Raw genomic sequence first — 19,315 nt, forward strand, 5'->3', positions numbered from 1 at the left:
CCTTCCGCCATAAGGCTCGTGATCATTGCACGCATATTGCACGGCGGCCGAGACACCCGCTACAGCCGCTCTCCCCCTCTCCCGAGGGCAGGAAGTCCGGTGACGCAGAAATCTGTCGCCACGGTGCCGTATCGTCTGCGACTGTGAGTGACGGTGATCTCATCGAAAGGCGTTGCGGTCGATTAACTCGGCGCAAGACCGCATGCAGGCGCCCCATATGGACCCAGTGGCCGGATCACTGGCCCCCGCCTCATGACCCTGGCACGTGCAAACAACACTTCAGCGATGAAGACCGTGCGACGTTCGCGCGGTGCTCGGCCGAAGACGAGGCTGAACATGAGGCTGTGTGGGCGGCACGTGAACCAGCTTGCTGGTCATGGCCTATCCCAAGTGATCACATGCGTTCCGTGGAAGAGTGCGTCGACCGAAAGACACGTGAGCATGCAGCGGAACGCCTGGTTGTCGACTGGCAGGACGGCCGTTGCGCGATTTGTGGAGAGCGACCCCGGCGGCTGCTTGAGTGGGATCACGATCACAGCTCCAACCTCGTTCGAGGGCTTCTCTGCGGCAACTGCAATCGCGCCGAAGCTCGCCACACTGCGGACAAAGGGCCGTTTCACCACTACCGCCAGCGTCCCCCTACCGTCCTACTGAAGGTGAAAATCCGATACTGGGATCCGATCCGTGCGGAGCGTCTCGAACCACTGGACAGCTTTCAGCCATGGGAGGAACACCGCCCAAGGAAGTGCACAAGATGCGGCGCTCCCGTTGGCGTCGTCTGTGAGTGCCCACCGGTTTGCCGATTGGACCCTGGCAGGGTTACGCGATCTCTGATCGGCATGGTCGTAACTGCGGACCAGCTTAAGATCAATGGGATTCGGCACCACGTAAGCAGAAATCTGCTGTCGCACACCCCGGAGCAGCAGTTCGCCTTCGACATGGTGCTTAATCCCAAGACCGACTTCATGATCGGCCGCTGGTTCGGCGAAGGTCGTGCGAGCCTCCTGCTGCCCGACATGCCACAACCGTCTTGGATCGATGGCACCTGTGGAGACTTGGTCGACGACTCCCAGGAGGACGAGGCTCTCGTTTCGAGCACCATCGAGATCATCGGCGTCCTCGTTCAGGCGATGAGCGAAGCAGCGAAGTACGCCTACAGACATCAGTACTGGGAGATGGTCTGGGAGTGTCTAGACGCGACATCGGCGTTCGGTCACGCACTCAATGGCATAGCGGCCGGCGATCAGCCTCGGGCTACCGTGCCAGTGGTATTTGTGGTCAGGGTGATGAAGATCCTCAGGCGTGTCGCCGACCACATCCATGAGCACGGTTGGACTCGTGCAGATGAGCCCGGACTCGATAGCGTATGGGAGCTGGATCGGCGAATGGCTCGGCGACTACGGAAGGATGCTGAAGCCGCCGCACGCTTGCTCAATCGAGGCATCGGCGGGTCGCCCTCGCCACCAGATACTCCAACGGCGGCGTGAGTTGGTGGGCCAGGTCTCGCGGATAGGTACGACAGGCCGGGGGCATTGAACGGCTGCAGTGGTCTTTACAGGGGCGTCACCGCCCTCATGCCCTAGAGTCACGAGCTCTCTCAAGTCTCCCGGGCGAGGCGGGACCTCAGACCCCGATCAAGTTTGAAGAGGCATCACAGGAGACGGCATCTCTCCTGCGAGTACGGGCCTCGGCGCGAAGCTGAACCGCAACAATCCTGCTCGGTGAGCCGTGCTGAGGAACGAAGCACGGATCGTCGATCGCCCCCAGCAAGCTACGGCGACTAGCCATGCAGTGGCGATCGTAGAGCTGTATCTGTGCGGCGGCGCGGCAACCCCGGTCGGCGCCTGCGGTTGGTACGGCGGGAGCGGCGTGCGGTGCCCGGCCCGGTGTCCCGCCGCTGTCCGGGACCGGCCCTCAGGCCGCATGCCCGGACGGCGGGCGGGCGGAGGGCCGGCGGTACGGCGGCGCGCCGCGCCGCCGCTTGATCCATACAAGAACAGTCCGGCAACGTCCCCAGTCCAGCCATCTCCTGCTTGGACTTGTTCACTTGTGCGAGCGAGGCCGTCAATGGTCAGTCAGGGCAGCGGTGGCACGGCGCATACGAAGAGCTTGGGCTCGACCTCACATAGGCCGGAGTTATCGGCGTGTGCATGTAGGCAAGTTGGTTGCGCAGAGTATTCGAAACATAACGGATAGCGCTCGGTGCGATGCGACCGTGGTATGCGGTACAGGCAAAGAGGTGGGTGCCCATAAGCTGCACATCTACCGCAGCCGCAAGGGCGAGCCTAAGTCGTTCTCCTGGATCGACTATCGGGACCTCATCGTGGCTACCCACCAGCACCTGGGCGCACCACTGATCTGGTGCTGGGACAACCTGAACGTGCAACTGGCCGGCCAGCTCACCGACTTCGCCACCCGCTACGTATCGTCCAGCTACCCGCCTACGCGCCCGAGCTGAACCCCGTCGAGGGCGTCTGGCCCCTACTTCGCCGGGCCCTGGCCAACTTCGCCGTCGCCGACCTGCCTGGACTCGTCCGGCTCGTCAAACGCAAGCTGAAGAAGATCCAGTACCGGCTCCATCTGCTCACCGGCTGCCTGACCCAGACCGGGTTCACCCTCGACGCCCAGGCAAAGACATGACCGACTCTACGAATTCAGCCTGTGTAGATGGCCAAGACGGCAAGCTATATCGCTCGTCAACCCTTAGTCTTGTTCCATGCGGGAGGTAGGACCGAGTGTAGACCCCAGAATCCTCTATAGGTTGGACCATCGTCCCCTGGGCAGCGGTGGATATGCGGAAGTTAGAGGTGCAATCCACAGAGCTAGCGGACTACGTGTTGCTCTTAAACGGAGCCATAACTCAAAAGACGCTTTTGAGCGTATGTACCGGGAAATAGGCGCACAGCAGGAGCTCGCTCACCCCAACATCATGCCCGTATGGGATCACGACCCAGCATACCAATGGTACACAATGCCGATAGCAGATGGGACGCTTCATGAGCAACGGGCTTCGTTGAAAGAAGATGACTTTGTCGCCTTATTGGTCGACATCTCACAAGCACTCGAGGCCGCCCATGCACAGCGGCACATACATCGGGATGTTTCGCCGAAGAACATCTTGCACATCACATCTTCAGAAACACCCAAACAGCGCTGGGTCGTATCGGACTGGGGACTGGTTCTAAGACCTCCAACCAGTACAACACCTCCACTGACAGTATCTGGTCAAGGTTTAGGAACGCCCGGGTTCAGCGCACCAGAGCTTATGACCAACGCCAAATACGAGTCGAGTCCGAAAGTAGACGTCTACAGCCTAGGGCGATTGGCCGAGTGGTATCTCAGTGGTAAGTGGCCAACACAAGGGATCACTCATCTTCCAGACGGCGACAATCAGCACTGGCGGCAGTTTATAAGAGTTTGCACTGCGCCGCATCCGGACGATCGGCCGAACTCGATGCAGGACGTGCAAGGCTTGTTGCGGCTCGTGCTCGAAGGCAGGGGCAGGTCAGCGATTAGCCGTGCCTACGCGCTTCTAGATGGCGTAATAGCCGGCAACGATGACGATCTACGCGCTCTATCCAGCTTAGCTCTAGCCTACTCAGATGATGCAGCTCTCTACTTAGACTGCATAGCCGTCATGACCACTTCTCAAGTTACACGGTGGGTGGCTCTCCTACCTAAACAGGCAGCAGAAGCCTCGACCAAAATGGCGTGGCACATCATGTACAACTGGGAGGGACGTGACTCGACCCACATCGAAGCCGCTTTAGGGTTCATGCACAACGTCCTCCAGAATCTCTTTGCCATGTGCCAATTCGGGTACGGCGAGGACATGGCTCCTCGCTACTTCATGGCTGACCGCCACACTGGCAGCTCTCGTCACAAAGAGCGAACAATTGAATGGCTAGCTGATCTCGACGGAACGGCGGCCGAGGTCATATACCGCGTCCTAGCACAGGATGCAGACCTGCTCAAGTACTATGCGACGCCCTCCGGCTGGGAGGCAGCAAGCCCTCTGCTCACTGCCCTCCTTGCCAAGTGATCCATAGCAACCGTGGCCGAGACCGCTTGCGCCGTGGTGGAATAGCCTGGTGATGCTCCCTAACATCTACAGCAGCGGCGTTGAGAAGCTGGGGCCTTCCTGCTCAGGCCCCGTTGAGGTTCTCGAGACACCCTCAGGCCGCGGTCGTAGCCATGGAACAAGCTCCGTAGTGGCCTTCGACCGATGGTTCCGTTATCCTGCCGGTTTTGCGTCCGACTATGCAGCGCACCTGCTCTCTTCGCTCAACCTGCCGCGAGGCTCCATGATCTTGGACCCGTTCGCAGGCTCCGGCGTCATTGGAACAGGCTGTCAGGACATGGGGCTTCGATTCTTCGGTGTCGAAGCCCATCCCGTCGTGGCAGAGCTAGCAGACCTCAAGCTCAGGCCAGCACCCGAAGATCCCGAGCACCTGCTGAACGCGGCACAAGGTGTCGTTACCTCTGCGCAATTCATCGCCAAACCTACAAAGGCAGCGATTAGAAAGCTCCGCATTACCGAGACGGAGCTGGTCTTAAGGTCATTTGCCGATCAGATACTTCTACAATTGACTACGCTGCGCGAGCTAATAAAAAGCCATCCCAGTAAAGAATGGCAACCCTATCTTAAATGGGCGCTACTTGCCACGCTCCGGGACGTCGCTTCCGTCAAAGTAGGCTGGCCATATCAGCGTCCGGGTACAGCAAGGAAACCGAAGCACAAAGACGTTTTTGCCCGTTTCATCAGTCGAATCGAATGGATGAAAGCAGATCTAAGCCATCGCCGATTCAACGAGGGCGAGCAACATTCACGTGTTGTCGCCGGGGATTCACGCGATCCGCAGATATGGCAAGCCTGCAACGAGCTAGGTCATGGTTGTATCTCATCACCACCATACCTAAACAACTTCGACTATGCGGATGCCACACGATTGGAACTCTACTTCTGGGGCTATGCCTCCAGCTGGGCCGAGATGTGCAGTACAGTGCGTGCGGACATGGTCACGGCTACAACTCAGCAAAGTAGCGTACCGGCGGCCAGCAGGGCACAAGAAGAGCTTCTACAGTACAGTTCCTTTTCCGAGAGGATTGTACCTCTAATTGAGCAACTTAAGCATGAACGGTCACTACGATCCCGCGGCAAGGAATACGACCAGGTACTTCCCGACTACTTCGCCGCAATGGCCAGGGTATTGAAAAATCTGGCTGCAACACTTGAACCGGGCGCTGTTAGTATCTGGCTCATAGGAGACAGCGCTCCATATGGCGTCTACGTTGATACGCCCGCACTCATTGGCGCCTTGTCTGAACAGTTTGGATTCACAGTAGAGAAAGACATAATCATGCGCAAGCGGGGCGGCCGATGGCCCCAAAACGGAACCCGTCATGACGTTCAACTGTCCGAGCGAACGCTTATATTCCGACGTTAACCTAGATTAACGTCAATCTCTTGCTCTCTTCTAGAGCTCTCGAATGCGACCATAATCTTCGCCAGGATTTCGGAGGTATCTGCAGGGCGCTCATAGATCACTGAATGATTCGCCAGATCGTCGGCTCTGGACCGGAACGCCTCAACCAACACGCCCAACCCCGACTTCAGTATGTCCCCGTTCAAGTTCGCTCTGCGCGCAAGATCCCTTCCGAGGAAGTCAATAACTTCCTGTTGATACTTTTCTGGGATATAGAAAAATCTCTCTGATTGACCGTGCGACTCGTCAAGTACCAATCGATGGGCAAGCCTTCGCCGCGCTTCACTGATAATATATCCGCCTTTGAACTTATGCTGGTCTTTCGACTTCTTCCGACCAGTCGCAATAGTCTCAGCGAATCGTATCGCCGCAGAATGCACCGCATCATCCGTCAGCTTGCCCTCCAGCGAACTCCCGCGATCACGGTAGGCGGTTGCAGGTGAGGTAGACCGATTGATTAGAAGGGCTATGATCAGCCCAACTGAAGTCGCCTGAAGTACCTCCTTGCCGGCGCCAGCACGAAGGTCAATGATCTGGTTTAGCTTCCCCACGCTCCAAGCTCTATAGATCAACAGGGCCCGCTTCTCGGCTTCAAGAACGTCACGCCAAGTGATAACAACATGTTCGTCCTCTACAGCTTGGTCGCTTAGAACAGCCATCGTGAGACGTGCCTCTACGCCGACAAGCAGGCGCTGCTCGCCGATATCAACGACAAGGGGCTCCCCGATTTTGGTCATTCGACGGTATACCGGGTAGGGTGCCTGCTCTACTTCTGCTAGACGTTCCCGCAGCGTGAACCCGCGAAGCGAGGGATCGAAGAACCTTCGACATTCCACTAGGTCCTCGTCCACCCCAGCAGGCGGCCGGCTGTAAGCGCGGAGCCACAACTCGCTGATGTCATCGATCAGATGCGATACCTCCAAGCCAGCAAGTACCGTCGGGATCCCAAACAAGGTCAGCTGTGTCATTGGTGATGTGAGTCCGATCGAAGAAGCAAGGGCTCGGTGAAGTAGCCGCGATCCTCCAAGCTTCTCACGCGCGCGGGAGCCTCTCTGCGGCTGAGTTCAAGCGTGCCTTCCCGCAATGGGAGAATCACCACAACTTGTTCGTCCGGTTTCTCAACACACCGATCCGAGAGATACTGCGCCAAGTGGGCCATACCATCTCTATCGATGACGGAGCCAAACTCATCGAGAGCTATAAGTCTATTCATAGCCGTCGGCGCCTCTCGATCAAGCTGCGCCATTCTCGCCCGCGTAAACGCGAACGCTTGTTCCCCGCTTGAGAATGCCGATAGAGGACGGCTTTGAGCCTCGCCCTTGCCATTTGTCCATGACACAATCATAGAGACGGGGTCTAGGAAAATGTTTGTGCCAGAACCAAAGAGCGCATCTCTTACTCGATCGTTGTCGAACCACCTACGAACGTGGCTACCGAGATAGAGACGTACGGTTTCGTTCCACGAGCCGGAAGCAGCTTCTCCTGACTCAAGAAGTTCACGGGTACCCCCGAGGGCGCCAGATACACCTAGAATTGATCCGAGTGCGCTTCCCAGCCGCTGACGAGCGCGTTCTATAAGTTCTAGTACGTGCTCAAGCACCGATGACTGCCTTAGATGATCAGCTTCGTGTAGCGTATCTATCTCTGGAACTACGACTCGAAGCCAGGCCGTTTCGGGTGCAGCTAGCTCGCGTATTACACGAGTGACTTGCGACGAATGGTCAGTCGCAGCTTTTCGCGCACGCACAGCGTCGTACTCAGCTGTGGCTTGGCGTTTTGTCATCTCCGCAAGCTCTTGGGATTGAGCGTCGAGATGGCCTCGTACCCGCGACACTTCTACGTCTAGCGATCTGCAGATATCAATAAGATCGGCTAGAAGCGTATCTTCTGTTTGCCCTCCACCAAGGAGTTCTTTCGCATGCTCAAGGCGCGCATACTGTGCCTGCAGCTCTGAGGCCTCATCGTCGAGTTTGTTTCGTTGCGCTAGCAGGTCACTAAGAGTCCTAGCTGTAGTGGGCGGCAATTTCGAGGCGGCAGCCGCTAGCTTGTCCCTCGCCTTTGCCTTTGCGTCAGTGAGTTCATCTACGGCGGTGAGGAGGGAATCAAGCTCAATCATCTCACTGAGATGCGAACGTGTCGCTTCAATGTTTCGGTCGAGTTGCTCCGCAGATGAATTCGGCTGCTGCTGGTCGAGTTCTGTGATCCTAGCTTGCAACGCCGTTTTCAGGGCTGTCACAGTGACTTCTGTCGCATCTGCGAGGCGACTAACAATAGTTTGCTCGCCTAGACCTGCGTCTTCTGACTCCCCCAAGAAGCCGACGATATTAGTCAGCAACTGCCGCAGCAAGGGAGTGGCGTTGATCGTTGGTTGCAGCGACACCAACTCGTTTAGCCGGCTCGCGGCGGCCTTACGCGCTTGTTCGACTGCTGGCGCCGTAGGCGTGATTCCTACTTGAGCAGCCGCTGACTCGAGGCTTTTCTTCGCTGTCTCGAGTTTCTTTTCCTGCTGCTCTAGTTGTTTTTTAGCGCGAGTGAATGCCCTCTCGGCCTGTGTATCTTTACTCTGGCGATCGTGGGCCCCGGCGATCTCTTCATCTAGTTGCTGCTTACGTTCGTTGATTTTCTCCATCTTCTGTTGCGTTTGAGATAGCTTTTTGTCAAGCTCTGGCCCGCGCCCTCTTATCTGATCCAACTTGTCCAGTACTTGGACAGCTTGCTCAAGGGCTTGAACGCGATCGGTAAGGAGCAGAGCCTGAGCAGTCAGTTTCTCTGCTGCTTGTTGTGTCTCTATCGCGTTTTTTATGGTTGTGGGAAAACGAGAGGGTGCGGCGGCAGCGACCAAGTCGTATACTTGCTTCAACGTGTCATCGACATCACTTCTGCGGGCTTCGCCGTGATCTGCTAACCATTTCCGAAGATGCTGTCGGGATTCTTCAGTCTGCCTAACGAGCATGTTAGACAGATTTTCATCTGCTCTGATGTGGTGTATCTCGACGAGCTCGCGCACTGCTCCAAGGGAGGCCTTTTTCCCATCGACGAAGATTTCGCCGACGCTATTACCTAGCGGCTCCGCGACCCTTGTCCATTTCGAAGGATCTAAGATCCACTGGATACCCCCCGCTCCGCGAATGCTACTTATGTCTACCGTAACGCGCTGAAGCTGGTTGCGGAACGTTCGCCATGCCGATTCCTGACCCTCGAATGGCTGCTCTCCAAGACAGAGCTGGAGGAGCTTTATGGCGCTGGTTTTCCCGATGCCATTGTAGCCCTCAAGGCGACACAGTGGTATGTTCGGTATTTCGCCGACAATTTTAAGACCTCTGTTGGCTGTAGCGTTAATCCGTATTCGCATCTATGACCAATCTCTCAAGCGTGGCCTGCTTATCAAAAGGTGTGGCAGTCAATAGCTGCAAGACGGGAAGGTCGAGTCCGGGTTCCACTCTGACTTCGTCATGGTCCCGAACGGCTCTGTCCATGTCGTGCAGCACATCAAAGACCTGATTTCCGAGCGTGGTCATAGATCTACGGCTCCCCGCTGGGTCGTGAGGACCAGCTTACTAACGACACATCGATGTGCCCAGCCAGCTGGCTCGGGCAGGCGCTTGCCTGAGGTTCGAGCATGTATGAGGGGTGTGTTCTGGAACGCACCTAATGACCGTTTGAGGTACATGCCCATTGCCTCCAGTAGTCGTTCGCATGCGATACGCAGTCCGTATCGTGCGCGCCTTGAGCGCGGACCGGCTGCCTTGGACAACCAGTTGATCGTAGGGGCTGGTATGGAGATGGAACGAGCAGTCTCCCCTGCAGTCCATATGCCCAGCGTTGCTGAGGCTGTAGTTTCACGATGTGGCTGATGACGCTGAGCTGACGCGCTGGGTTGTGCATGGGGAACGGCTGGTCTATGACAACCGGTGGATCCGGTTGGGGCTGGCCGATGTGGAGATCCCCGGCGGGGAGCGGTTCGAGCATCATGTGGTGCATCTGGATCGGGCCGCCATCGCTGTGGTTCTCGATGAGCAAGATCGGGTCTTGCTGATGTGGCGGCATCGGTTCGTGTTTGATCGGTGGGGGTGGGAGCTTCCGGGTGGGCTGGTCGAGGCTGGCGAGGATCCGATGGCTACCGCTGTGCGGGAGGTGGAGGAGGAGACCGGGTATCGGCCGAAGCGAGTTGAGCACCTGGTGAGCTATCAGCCCATGGCCGGCATGGTGGACTCCGAGCACATCCTGTTCCTGGTGCGGGGCGCCGAGTTGGTCGGTAAGCCTGAGGGTGAGGTGGAGGCCGATCGGATCGAGTGGGTTCCTATGGCCGAGATTCCCGGCATGATCGCCCGCGGTGACATCTGGACGTCTGGGACGTTGATCGGGCTGCTTCAGGCTCAGCAGCGGCTCAACGGCCGAGAGCGCGGTTGACCGCTCGCGATAGTTCTTCGATGCGGCGTCGTTGGCGACGGCAGCCGGTCATGGTGGCCAACTGCTTGGCGCGCTGGATGTGGGGCTGTGCTGCCTCAGGCTTGCCAGCCGCGAGCAGGGCGTGGCCGAGGTCGCAGCGGACGCCTGCTTCGGCCCGGTTGTAGGTGCCGTCCATCCCGGCAAGTGCTGAGCGTAGGTCCTCGACGGTGCTGGGGTCGCCGAAGCGGAGTAGGCAGCTTCCGCGCCAGCGGGCGAAGTGGTGGGCGTTGATGGACAGGTAGGGCATGTCTGGGTCGCCGTCGCCTTCCGGCAACACGAAGGCGGCTTGGTCGAGCGCTCGGCGGCATGCGGCTTCGTCACCGAGTATGGCCGCGGCTTCAGCTTCGGCTGCGGCGAGCCATGTTCTGAGGCGGGCGGGAAGGCGGTCGCGATGGGTGGCGTGGATGTGCTGGAGGAGTTCGGCGGCTTCAGCAGGGCGCCCCAAGTCCATAAGGACGTATGCCTGTTCGCCGGAGACGTAGGCCAGGATGGCGGCGTCCTCGGCTTCGCGAGCGGCGGCCTTGGCGCGTTCGTAGTGGTTCCAGGCGTCGTTGAGCGCCACGGTGTTGATGGCCTGCCATCCGGCCAAGGAAGCTGTTTCGGCAAGTAGGTGGGCGAGCTGGGCGCGGATGCGTGGGCGTACGGCGTGGCGGTGGGCTCGTTCGATCTGGGCCATCTGGGCGTGCATTTTGTCGGTGATGGCGGGTCCTCCGAGGCGGCGGTCCAGCAGGCGGAGGTTGTTGGTGTCGGTGCGGAGGATCATGACCGTGGTGTCGTCCACTGCTGAGGCGGCGTCCAGACGGCCGAGGAGTTCGGTGGTTTGCTCTTCGTGTTCGTCGTCGTGGTCGCCGGTGGGTGAGGCGATGTCGAGTGGAGCCAGGCCGAGGAGCATGCGGGCGTGATCGGGCAGGCGTAGGCCGGCGGCGATGCGTTCGATGACGGCGAGTTCTTTGATCGTTCCGTTGCCGCGCAGGATGGCGTTGACGCGGGGCTGGCCGAGGCCGGTTGCGGTGCCGATGCGGACCTGACTGGCGCCGTATTTGGCTGCGATCCTGAAAAGTCCGGCGATGTCGCGCTTCCTGAGAATGTCCCGGGTCTGTTCCTGTTCCCAGACTATGACGGGTAGTTCGATGGGGTCGAACGCGCCATTCTGCATTGGTTACCTCCGGCTTTTCGCGCCCGGATGATGCTCTCCCTCGCGCGGCGGAGCCTATATCCCGTGGTCGTATATCAGCGTGGGATAGGTCTGAAAAGTATCGGCAATCATGCTGTCCGGCATGACAACGCCAGTCAGATGTACAGAGTGCGACGGGCGGGGCTGGAAGATCGTCACTCGGCGCGGCCATGTCGCTGCCACCGGGCTGGGTCTGGCAGCATCCGCGCAAGAGGACTGCCTGCACTGCCCAGGGCCGGCCGAGACGCCGCAGGAGCGGTTCGAGTGGGAGGTCCGCATCCCCTCGGAGCAGGGCGACGCCCTGGGGGCGTGCGGATCCTCGGCTTTTCAGGCCACGGCGATGGACGAACTGCGCAAGGCGATGCGGAGCGTGCCGGGCGACGTCTCTGTCCGGGGCAGCATCGTGCATAGGATCTTCGACTTCGGCGCGGGTTCTGACGCATTGTCAAGCCGTCAGATCTTCCGCGCATATCTCGATCCGGCGGGGTCCGTGCTGTTTGAGCGGATCGCCAAGTGACCGCCCCTGTGCTGATCGGCGACGGTCCCTGTCGATCGGCCGCGTTCCTGCAGCAGGAATTGCGCCACCAAGGAATCAATGCCGATGTCCATGATGGTTATGGGCTGGCGCTGGTTTCGGTCTGGGTGGGCCTGGTCGTGTGGTGCGACGGCATGCGGTTCTGGTGGCGTACCGGTTGGAATCCCAATCGCCACCGGGTTATCTATGCGTGGCATCCGGCGAATGACCCTCTCGGGGCGGCTCGCCGGGTTGCGATGCGTTACGCCGAACTCCGGTCTCGGCAGACTTCGGAGTCGTGGTGAGCGACCCGGGTTCGCGCATCGGCTGGACAGCGACGATCGTGGACACCTTCCACAGCCATGTGCGCACGCGTGCTCTTCACTCGGCGCTGGTCGGGCGTCGGGGCGTGGTGGTGGCGGTCCTGAGCAACGGCACGACGGCGTTGGTTCGGCTCGACGGCTACGCCTGTGAACTGCCCTATGGCATACGGCGCTGGCCGCTCCAGTGGGATGACCTCGATCTGAAGGAGCCGATCGTGGTAGCTGCTCCCCCGGCGTTCGTGACCGGGCTGATGAGGACGGGGCAGTCGACCGAGCTGCACGCCGTGGAGCCGGGCGCCGAGGTGGCGGTGTGCTCATCGCCGGCCTGGCCGCTGCCGATGTGCGGTTGGTCGGTGCCCTTCTCTGTGACTGCGCGCAGGGCGTGCCCCACGTGCGTTGCCTTGGTGAAGGCTCTTGAGCCGGTTACATCCTGCTGCCCCTTGGACGAGGGCCACTGACAGACGGTTGCCTCAGCCGGTACTGTGCTTATGCGCACAAGTGGAAGAGTGAACGGGCGGTTGAGATGGGCATGGATTTCGCCCCACCCAAATACGCGCAGGTCATGCGGACGATCCAGGAGCGGATCGAATCGGGCGAGTACGCCCCGGGTGACATGCTGCCGTCTGAGACCCAACTCGTGCGCGAACTCGGCGTCGGCCGGACCACCGTCGTGCGCGCTCTCCAGACCTTGGCCATGCAGGGGTGGATCGAGCGGGAGCATGGCCGCGGGTCGTTCGTCAAAGGTCGCCCGCAGAGCGCTGCCGAGGCCGTACGTCCCAGCCTGAGCACGACCGAGCAGGGTGAGAACGCCGATGCGGTCCTGGAGGCAGGGCGCATAGCGGCTCCCCGACATGTCGCGCGCCTGCTGGGTGTCGCCGAGGGAACGCCGCTGATCGCGCGGAAGAGAGTGGCACGGCAAGCCGATGTGGTCTCGGCGGTAGAAACGATCTGGGTGCCGCTGGAGCACGCCATCGGCACCGACCTGGACAAACCCGAACCTCTGCGGCGGGGCATCCGCCAGCATCTCCAGGCGGTCAAACATCTGCGCTTCGACCACATCACCGAACGAGTCAGCGCGCGCAAGCCGACCAAGGAGGAAGCCGAGCTCCTTGGGTCGTCCAACCCGGTTCTCGGGGTGCTGGCCACCGTGCACGATGCGGCCGGCGACGTGCTGATGGTGGTGAGCCTGGCGCTGCCGGGGAGCCTGCACGTGCTCGAAGATGTCTTCAAGGTGAGCTAACTCTTACCCGCCACTTACCGCTCAACCACTTGTGCGGACGAGTTGCGGTCACCTACTCTCAACTCATGCGGACAAGTGGACGAGCGGACGAAGAGCTGTCCTCCGCTATCGAGAGGAACAACATGGCCATCCAGGGACCCATCCCCGTCACCTACCCCATGGTCTTCCCGCACGGCTGCTACGTCGTTGGCGAGGTCGAGCCTGTCAAGGACTTCGACGCCTCGTCCAACGGCCGGTTCGTGCAGGCTCGCGACAAGCAGACCGGTGAGCTGGTCTGGCAGGTCGCGGTCATGGACGGTGACCCGACCCTCAAGCCCGCTCAGAAGACGGTGGCGGTCAAGATCCTCGCGCCGGTGCAGCCGGTGCCCCCTCAGCCGATGCCGGGGCTGCCGTTCACGCCGGTCGAGTTCGACGGCATGTCCGTCACGCCGTACGTCAACGCCGCCGGCCGTCTCGCGTACTCGATCAAGGTTCGCGAGATGCACGCACCTCGCCAGCTCAACCAGCCCGCCCAGAGCAAGGCTTTGGCCGGGAAGGACGCCACCTGATGACCCGACGCCGTACCCCGCGCAGCAGCGTGATCCGGCTGACCACCGGGCACGCCGCCCGCACTCTCAACCACCCGTTCCCACGCCGTGAGCCCGTCCTGGCGCTCGACTTCGGCGCCACCTCCGTCCTGGTCACCACCAGCGGGCCGGTCACGGTGGAGGACCTGGAGTTCGCGCGCCAGCTCGCCCGTGAGGCCCATCGCTTCGCCCGCTCGCTGGAGCGCAGCTTCTACGGTCTCCCGGACGGGCGTGGGGTGGCGGCATGAGCGAGCACCGGCCCTACACCTACGTCACCTTGTCCCTGCGGCCCGACGCCGAGCCGCGCGTCCGGGTCTCCTTCCACACTCCGCGCCTCCGGGCCGGCGCAGGGCTGCTGCTCGACGACCCGCGCCCGTTCCTGGAGTTCACCTCCGACGAGGCGAACGTGCACATCTCCACCAGCGGGGCCGGGCCGGTCACCGACGCCGACCTGGCCGTCGCCCGCGAGATCTTCACCGCTGCCGCTCGCTACCTGGCCGACTGCGAGCAGTTGCACGCCGAACAGACGGCCGACGACAAGGACGCCACCCCGGACGCCACCGGCCCGGCGGCCTGACACAAGAAGGCGGGGCCGCTGGAAGCGGCAACTTCCGGCGGCCCCTCGGTTCTCCCACGACTTGCTCAATCACGAGAGGTTCCCAGCTTATGTTCAAGCGGCTGCCTGGCGACGAGGCGCGTAACCTCGTCTCCACCACGCCCGACACGGCCGTCGTCTTCCGTCCGGCCGTGGTCACCACTCCCGCCATCCTCACCATCGTCATCCTCGCCTGGCGCATGCTGGCCGGGCTCGTCCGTACGCTCTGGCGTCACCCCGTCGCGGCGCTTGTCCCGGTGGCCCTGGGCGCTGTCTGGTACGTCTACGGCTGGCCTGCGGCGGCGTCCCTGTCCGGGACGGTCGTGCTGGCCCTGATCTCGTGGGCGTTCATCGACCGGCAGTCGTTCGCCCGTCTCGTCGGCTTCCGGCTGCTGGCCTGGTGGCGGCTCGTCTGGATCTACCGCCGTCACTGGCAACCCGTCATGATCGTCTCCGGTCTCGGCCGTCACCTCCGGGGCCGCGACTACCTCCCTCGGCTCGGCAAGGTCACCTGCACCTCGTGGGCTGACCTGGTCACCGTGCGCATGCTCAAGGGTCAAGCGGTCAAGGACTGGTCCGATCGCCTCGACCACCTGGCCCACGGCTTCGGCGCGCAGTCCTGCCGGGTGACGCTGTCTCACGCTGGTCGGTTGACGTTGACCTTTCCGCGCAGTGATTCACTCGCCTCGCCCCTCCCGGCGCTGCCCATACCGCAGGAGCCGACCGTGGGACCGGTCGAGATCGGCAAGCAAGAGGACGGGCGGCCATGGCGGCTCAAGGTGCACGGCACCCATGTCCTCGTCGCGGGCGCGACCGGGGCCGGCAAGGGGTCGATCATCTGGTCCGTCATCCGCGCCCTGCTCCCCGCCGCGCGTGCGGGGCTGGTCGAGCTGTGGGCGCTGGACCCCAAGCTGATGGAACTGTCCTACGGGCGCGACCTGTTCGGCCCGCGTTACGCGGCCACTCCGGAAGAGTGCGCCGACCTGCTGGACGAGGCCGTGAGCGTCATGCAGAAGCGGGCGGCTCGGTTCGCCGGTCTCCAGCGTTCCCACGCCCCCACCGTCGATGACCCGTTCGTCCTGGTCGTGGTGGACGAGGTGGCGTTCCTGACCGCCTACCAGTCCGACCGGCAACTGCGGCAGCGCATCTCCGCCGCGCTGGCCACGCTCACCACGCAAGGCCGCGCGGTCGGCGTGGGTGTCCTGGCCGCGTTGCAGGACCCGCGCAAAGAGGTCATGAACATCCGCAACCTGTTCCCCGACAAGATCGCCCTGCGGCTGGACGAGTCCGAGCAGGTGGACATGGTCCTCGGCGACGGCGCCCGTGATCGCGGCGCGCTCGCTGACCACATCTCGCCGGTTCCGGAGCTGGGCGCGGGCGTCGGCTACGTCCGGCTGGAAGCCAACCCCGAGCCCGTCCGGGTCCGCGCCGCCTACGTCTCCGATACCGATATCCGCGCCATGGCCGACACCTACGCATCGCGCGGGGAGGCCGCGTGAAGATCTGCTTCCACGGCACCGCCGACGAGATCAGCCGGGTCGCCGGCCGTCCGCTGCTGGTCCTGCTGACCGCCCGTGACCTGCCCCGCATGCGCGTCTTCGAGCTCCACCACTCCCGCATCCACGCCCACCCGCGCCTGGAGCACTACCGGCTCTGCGCCCTCATGGCCGAGACCACCGACGAAGGGAGGACCGCATGACCCATCCGCACGACCGCGCCCTCCCCCGGGCCGTCCGCCAAGCCATGCCGATGGCCCGGGACGTGCTCGTGGAGGTCGCCAAGCAGCACGGCGTCTGCATCAGGCCCCTCGCACTGCGACGGTTCGACATCGTCACCGGCAAGGCCGAGATCATCGACGTGCCATGCGGCTCCACCCTGGACAGCAAATGCCCGCCGTGTGCCAAGCGCAACCGGCAACTCCGCATGGCCCAATGCCGCGAGGGCTGGCACCTCGACACCGAACCGGCCATCACGCCGGACGAGCCGAACGAGGAACAACGCTGGCTGGTGGAGTTCCGCGCCGACATGCAGGCCAAGCGCGACGCCACCGCACAGGCCGGCGACGACACGACCGACCTGGACGCCGTCCTCGCGGGCCTGGACGAGGAGATCAACGCCGCCGGGATGCGGGGAAGCGTCACCGGATCCGCGGTGCCCAAGCGCTCCCGATCGACCCGGCGGCGGCAGGACGCTCCCGATCTGCCCAAGCGCAAGATGGCCCACACGACGCTGGGACGCACCTTCCACGCGTCCGATGGCAAGGTCTACCGGCCATCGCTGTTCGTCACGCTCACCCTGCCCAGCTACGGCAAGGTCCGGGACGGCGTCCCACTCGACCCGGACGCCTACGACTACCGGCGTGCTGCTCGGGACGCGCTGCACTTCTCCAAGCTCGTGGACCGGTTCGTGCAGAACCTGCGCCGGGTCGCGGGCTATGACGTGCAGTACTTCGCTTCGGTGGAGCCTCAGAAGCGGCTCGCGCCGCACCTGCACATGGCGATCCGGGGCACCCTCCCGCGTGCGGAGATCAAGCAGATAGCCGCCGCGACCTACCATCAGGTCTGGTGGCCGCAGGCCGATGAGGTGCGCTTCGACGGTGACCACCTGCCCGTCTGGGACGAGCAGGCCGGCTACCTCGACCCGGCCACCGGCGAGGTCCTGCCCACCTGGGACGAAGCCCTCGACGCCCTGGACGAGGACGCCGAACCCCTCCACGTGCTGCGCTTCGGCGAACAGGTGGACGTGCAAGGTGTCCTCGCCGGTACGCCGGACGCCGATCAGTGCATCCGGTATCTGTCCAAGTACCTGACCAAGTCTCTGGGTGACGCTCTCGACTGCGGCCAGGCTCAGCGTGAGCATGCCTCCCGCATGGTGGATGCCCTGCGTTATGAGCCGTGCTCGCCGGCCTGCCCGAACTGGCTGCGTTATGGCGTCCAGCCCAAGAACGCCAAGGCGGGGATGGCTCCTGGTCGGTGCCGTTCCAAGGCGCACAAGCCTGAACACCTCGGCTACGCCGGGCGCCGCGTCCTGGTCTCCCGCAAGTGGTCCAACAAGACGCTCGCCGAGCATCGGCGGGATCGCCGTACCTGGGTCCTGGAAGCCCTCGGCCAGGCCGACGAGCCCGCGGACCCGCACCGCTACATCTGGCGGCCCGTCCCCGCCGGCGACGCCAACGTGCCACCTCTCGCCGTACGGCTCCTGCGCACCGTCGCCGAACGGCAGCGCTGGCGAGCCCATCTGCGAGAGCTGGAAGCCAGAGCAGCCGGTCAAGATCTTTCGGCAACCGAGGACGTGGGGAGGGCGGCATGACCAAGCGAGACGAACTGCTGACCGTCGCCCAGGTCCTCGACGAACTTGGCGGGGTCTCCCGCCGCACCTTCTACCGCTGGCGCGAGATCGGCAAAGCACCGCAGGGCATCCGCCTGCCCAACGGTGAACTTCGCATCTACCGCAGCGACCTCGAAGCCTGGCTCGAATCACTCCGGAGCGCCGCATGACGACTTCGTACGATGTGAAGTTCTTCGAGATCACCCGCAACAAGTCCAGCAAGACGCCCTCGTACGTCGTCCGCTGGTCCGTCGCCCGTAAGCGTTCCTCGAAGACCTACCGCACCAAAGCCCTCGCCGAAAGCTTCCTGTCCGACCTGCGCCAGGCCGCCAAGCGCGGTGAAGCCTTCGAGGTGGAATCCGGGCTACCGACGTCCATGATCAAGGCCAAGGACGCTCGGAGCGTTCTGGAGTTCGCTCAGGCGTTCATAGAGATGAAGTGGCCGCACGCAGCGGCCAAGAGCCGAGACAGCATGTCGGATGCCCTGGCGACGGTCCTGCCCGCCCTGACCAAGGACAGGACGGGCCGCCCAGATGCCGATGAACTGCGTACGGTTCTCCGCAAGTGCCTTCTCCTGCCCGAGGACAAGCGACCGACCGTTCCTCAGCAGCACGCTGCCGCCGTGGCCTGGATGAAGGCGGCCTCGCTCGGCCTGACCGACCTGGAGCAGGCCAAGACGGTGCGGCTCGCCCTGCACGCCCTGACGCTGCGCCTCGACGGCAAGGCGGCAGCTTCCACGACGATCGCCCGCAAGCGTGCCGTCCTCCACGCCCTCCTTGAGTACGCGGTGGAGCTGGACGAACTTTCGGCAAATCCGCTGCACAAGATCAAGTGGAAGCCGCCCAAGACCACGGAGACGGTGGACCCCCGCGTCGTGGTGAACCCACGCCAGGCGCAAGAACTGCTGACCGCGGTGACCTATGTCGGCCGTCGCGGCAGAGGCCGGCGGCTCATGGCCCTCTTCGCCTGTATGTACTACGCCGCCCTCCGCCCGGCCGAAGCGGTGGGCCTCCGCATCCAGGACTGCCACCTACCTCCTGAGGGTTGGGGACAACTGACGATCGACGTGTCTCGCCCCGAGGTCAACACGCAGTGGACCGACACCGGGGACGCTCACGAGGAACGCGGCCTCAAGCACCGGGGCAGGCAGGACGTTCGGCCGGTGCCCATCCCTCCCGAACTGGTCAAGATCCTGCGCGAGCACATCGCCGAGTACGGAACAGGCGACGACGGCCGGATCATTCGCAGCGAGCGGGGCGGCGTCGTCGCCTCGACGGCGTACACGGAGGTGTGGCAGGCCGCTCGACTCCTGGCTTTCACGCCCGCCCAGGTGGCCTCTCCGCTCGCCAAGCGTCCCTATGATCTTCGGCACGCGGCGGTGTCCCTCTGGCTCAACGTGGGGGTGCCAGCACCGGATGTGGCCGAACGAGCCGGCCACAGCGTCGATGTCCTCCTGAGGGTCTATGCCAAGTGCATCGACGGCCAACAGGAGATCGCGAACAAGCGGATCGGTGAAGCCCTCGCCGCATGACCCACAGCTCAACCTCGCCCAGAGCCCCGGCCACCACCGGGGCTCTTGTTCTTGGCCGCGTATTGGCCGCGAAGCAAGGATTGACCAGCGGAAACGCCGCCAAGATCATT

At 62.5% G+C, this 19,315-nt stretch carries 20 protein-coding genes and 1 pseudogene; 18 read left to right on the forward strand and 3 right to left on the reverse strand.

Features of this window, described 5'->3' with window-relative positions; translation table 11 throughout:
- Window positions 1-398: 398 nt before the first annotated feature.
- From SMD20_RS48400 to SMD20_RS27675, 5 genes and pseudogenes are all read left to right on the forward strand, one after another.
- Window positions 399-584 (forward strand): annotated as a pseudogene (locus SMD20_RS48400) (endonuclease domain-containing protein); the annotation flags it as partial.
- A gap of 255 nt (window positions 585-839) precedes the next feature.
- Window positions 840-1,487, forward strand: coding sequence for a hypothetical protein (locus tag SMD20_RS27660; RefSeq protein ID WP_329586536.1), 648 nt, complete (start codon window positions 840-842; stop codon window positions 1,485-1,487).
- 752 nt (window positions 1,488-2,239) lie between these two features.
- On the forward strand, window positions 2,240-2,458 hold the full coding sequence (locus SMD20_RS27665) for a hypothetical protein (protein WP_329586539.1): 219 nt from the start codon (window positions 2,240-2,242) through the stop codon (window positions 2,456-2,458).
- Window positions 2,459-2,716: 258 nt separating this feature from the next.
- Window positions 2,717-4,042: a protein kinase domain-containing protein gene (locus SMD20_RS27670; protein WP_329586543.1), complete on the forward strand. Its 1,326-nt coding sequence runs from the start codon at window positions 2,717-2,719 to the stop codon at window positions 4,040-4,042.
- 169 nt (window positions 4,043-4,211) lie between these two features.
- Window positions 4,212-5,447 carry a hypothetical protein gene (locus SMD20_RS27675; protein WP_329586545.1) on the forward strand — a complete coding sequence of 412 codons (1,236 nt, stop codon included), beginning with the start codon at window positions 4,212-4,214 and terminating at the stop codon, window positions 5,445-5,447.
- On the opposite strand, the gene SMD20_RS27680 is transcribed toward SMD20_RS27675, so the two are convergent.
- Together SMD20_RS27680 and SMD20_RS27685 are read right to left on the reverse strand one after the other, a co-directional pair.
- On the reverse strand, window positions 5,444-6,454 hold the full coding sequence (locus SMD20_RS27680) for a hypothetical protein (protein WP_329586549.1): 1,011 nt from the start codon (window positions 6,452-6,454) through the stop codon (window positions 5,444-5,446). The two genes, SMD20_RS27675 and SMD20_RS27680, sit on opposite strands and share 4 nt — an antisense overlap.
- A complete protein-coding gene (locus tag SMD20_RS27685) occupies window positions 6,451-8,493 on the reverse strand; it encodes a hypothetical protein (RefSeq protein ID WP_329586552.1) in 2,043 nt (680 codons plus the stop codon). The genes SMD20_RS27680 and SMD20_RS27685 overlap by 4 nt, the downstream gene beginning before the upstream one ends.
- 839 nt (window positions 8,494-9,332) lie before the next feature.
- On the opposite strand from SMD20_RS27685, the gene SMD20_RS27690 reads away from it, so the two are divergent.
- Entirely contained in the window at window positions 9,333-9,896 is a 564-nt protein-coding gene (locus tag SMD20_RS27690; RefSeq protein ID WP_329586555.1) for an NUDIX hydrolase, read from the forward strand.
- Here the strand turns inward: SMD20_RS27690 and SMD20_RS27695 are convergent.
- Complete coding sequence (locus tag SMD20_RS27695) at window positions 9,874-11,091, reverse strand: XRE family transcriptional regulator (RefSeq protein ID WP_329586557.1); 1,218 nt, start codon at window positions 11,089-11,091, stop codon at window positions 9,874-9,876. The genes SMD20_RS27690 and SMD20_RS27695 overlap by 23 nt on opposite strands.
- A 121-nt stretch (window positions 11,092-11,212) precedes the next feature.
- Here SMD20_RS27695 and SMD20_RS27700 point away from each other — a divergent pair, with 121 nt between their 5' ends.
- The 12 genes from SMD20_RS27700 to SMD20_RS27755 all read left to right on the forward strand — a co-directional run bounded on the left by SMD20_RS27700 (window position 11,213) and on the right by SMD20_RS27755 (window position 19,205).
- A complete protein-coding gene (locus tag SMD20_RS27700; protein WP_329586559.1) occupies window positions 11,213-11,626 on the forward strand; it encodes a hypothetical protein in 414 nt (137 codons plus the stop codon).
- Window positions 11,623-11,928, forward strand: a complete 306-nt coding sequence (locus SMD20_RS27705) for a hypothetical protein (protein ID WP_329586560.1) — start codon at window positions 11,623-11,625, stop codon at window positions 11,926-11,928. The genes SMD20_RS27700 and SMD20_RS27705 overlap by 4 nt, the downstream gene beginning before the upstream one ends.
- On the forward strand, window positions 11,922-12,404 hold the full coding sequence (locus SMD20_RS27710) for a hypothetical protein (protein ID WP_329586563.1): 483 nt from the start codon (window positions 11,922-11,924) through the stop codon (window positions 12,402-12,404). Before SMD20_RS27705 ends, SMD20_RS27710 begins: the two co-directional genes overlap by 7 nt.
- A gap of 65 nt (window positions 12,405-12,469) precedes the next feature.
- Window positions 12,470-13,186, forward strand: coding sequence for a GntR family transcriptional regulator (locus tag SMD20_RS27715; RefSeq protein ID WP_329586566.1), 717 nt, complete (start codon window positions 12,470-12,472; stop codon window positions 13,184-13,186).
- A gap of 122 nt (window positions 13,187-13,308) precedes the next feature.
- Window positions 13,309-13,734, forward strand: coding sequence for a plasmid replication, integration and excision activator (locus tag SMD20_RS27720; protein ID WP_329586568.1), 426 nt, complete (start codon window positions 13,309-13,311; stop codon window positions 13,732-13,734).
- On the forward strand, window positions 13,734-14,000 hold the full coding sequence (locus SMD20_RS27725) for a hypothetical protein (RefSeq protein ID WP_329586571.1): 267 nt from the start codon (window positions 13,734-13,736) through the stop codon (window positions 13,998-14,000). The genes SMD20_RS27720 and SMD20_RS27725 overlap by 1 nt, the downstream gene beginning before the upstream one ends.
- Complete coding sequence (locus SMD20_RS27730) at window positions 13,997-14,329, forward strand: hypothetical protein (RefSeq protein WP_329586574.1); 333 nt, start codon at window positions 13,997-13,999, stop codon at window positions 14,327-14,329. Before SMD20_RS27725 ends, SMD20_RS27730 begins: the two co-directional genes overlap by 4 nt.
- A gap of 89 nt (window positions 14,330-14,418) precedes the next feature.
- Window positions 14,419-15,846: an FtsK/SpoIIIE domain-containing protein gene (locus SMD20_RS27735; RefSeq protein WP_329586575.1), complete on the forward strand. Its 1,428-nt coding sequence runs from the start codon at window positions 14,419-14,421 to the stop codon at window positions 15,844-15,846.
- Entirely contained in the window at window positions 15,843-16,046 is a 204-nt protein-coding gene (locus tag SMD20_RS27740; RefSeq protein WP_329586579.1) for a hypothetical protein, read from the forward strand. Before SMD20_RS27735 ends, SMD20_RS27740 begins: the two co-directional genes overlap by 4 nt.
- Complete coding sequence (locus SMD20_RS27745) at window positions 16,043-17,656, forward strand: replication initiator (RefSeq protein ID WP_329586582.1); 1,614 nt, start codon at window positions 16,043-16,045, stop codon at window positions 17,654-17,656. The genes SMD20_RS27740 and SMD20_RS27745 overlap by 4 nt, the downstream gene beginning before the upstream one ends.
- On the forward strand, window positions 17,653-17,844 hold the full coding sequence (locus SMD20_RS27750; protein WP_329586585.1) for a helix-turn-helix transcriptional regulator: 192 nt from the start codon (window positions 17,653-17,655) through the stop codon (window positions 17,842-17,844). Before SMD20_RS27745 ends, SMD20_RS27750 begins: the two co-directional genes overlap by 4 nt.
- Window positions 17,841-19,205 (forward strand): tyrosine-type recombinase/integrase, encoded by a 1,365-nt coding sequence (locus tag SMD20_RS27755; RefSeq protein WP_329586589.1) that lies wholly within the window; start codon window positions 17,841-17,843, stop codon window positions 19,203-19,205. The genes SMD20_RS27750 and SMD20_RS27755 overlap by 4 nt, the downstream gene beginning before the upstream one ends.
- Window positions 19,206-19,315 lie beyond the last annotated feature (110 nt).

Source organism: Nonomuraea sp. LP-02, from assembly GCF_036289125.1.
GTDB lineage: Bacteria > Actinomycetota > Actinomycetes > Streptosporangiales > Streptosporangiaceae > Nonomuraea > Nonomuraea bangladeshensis.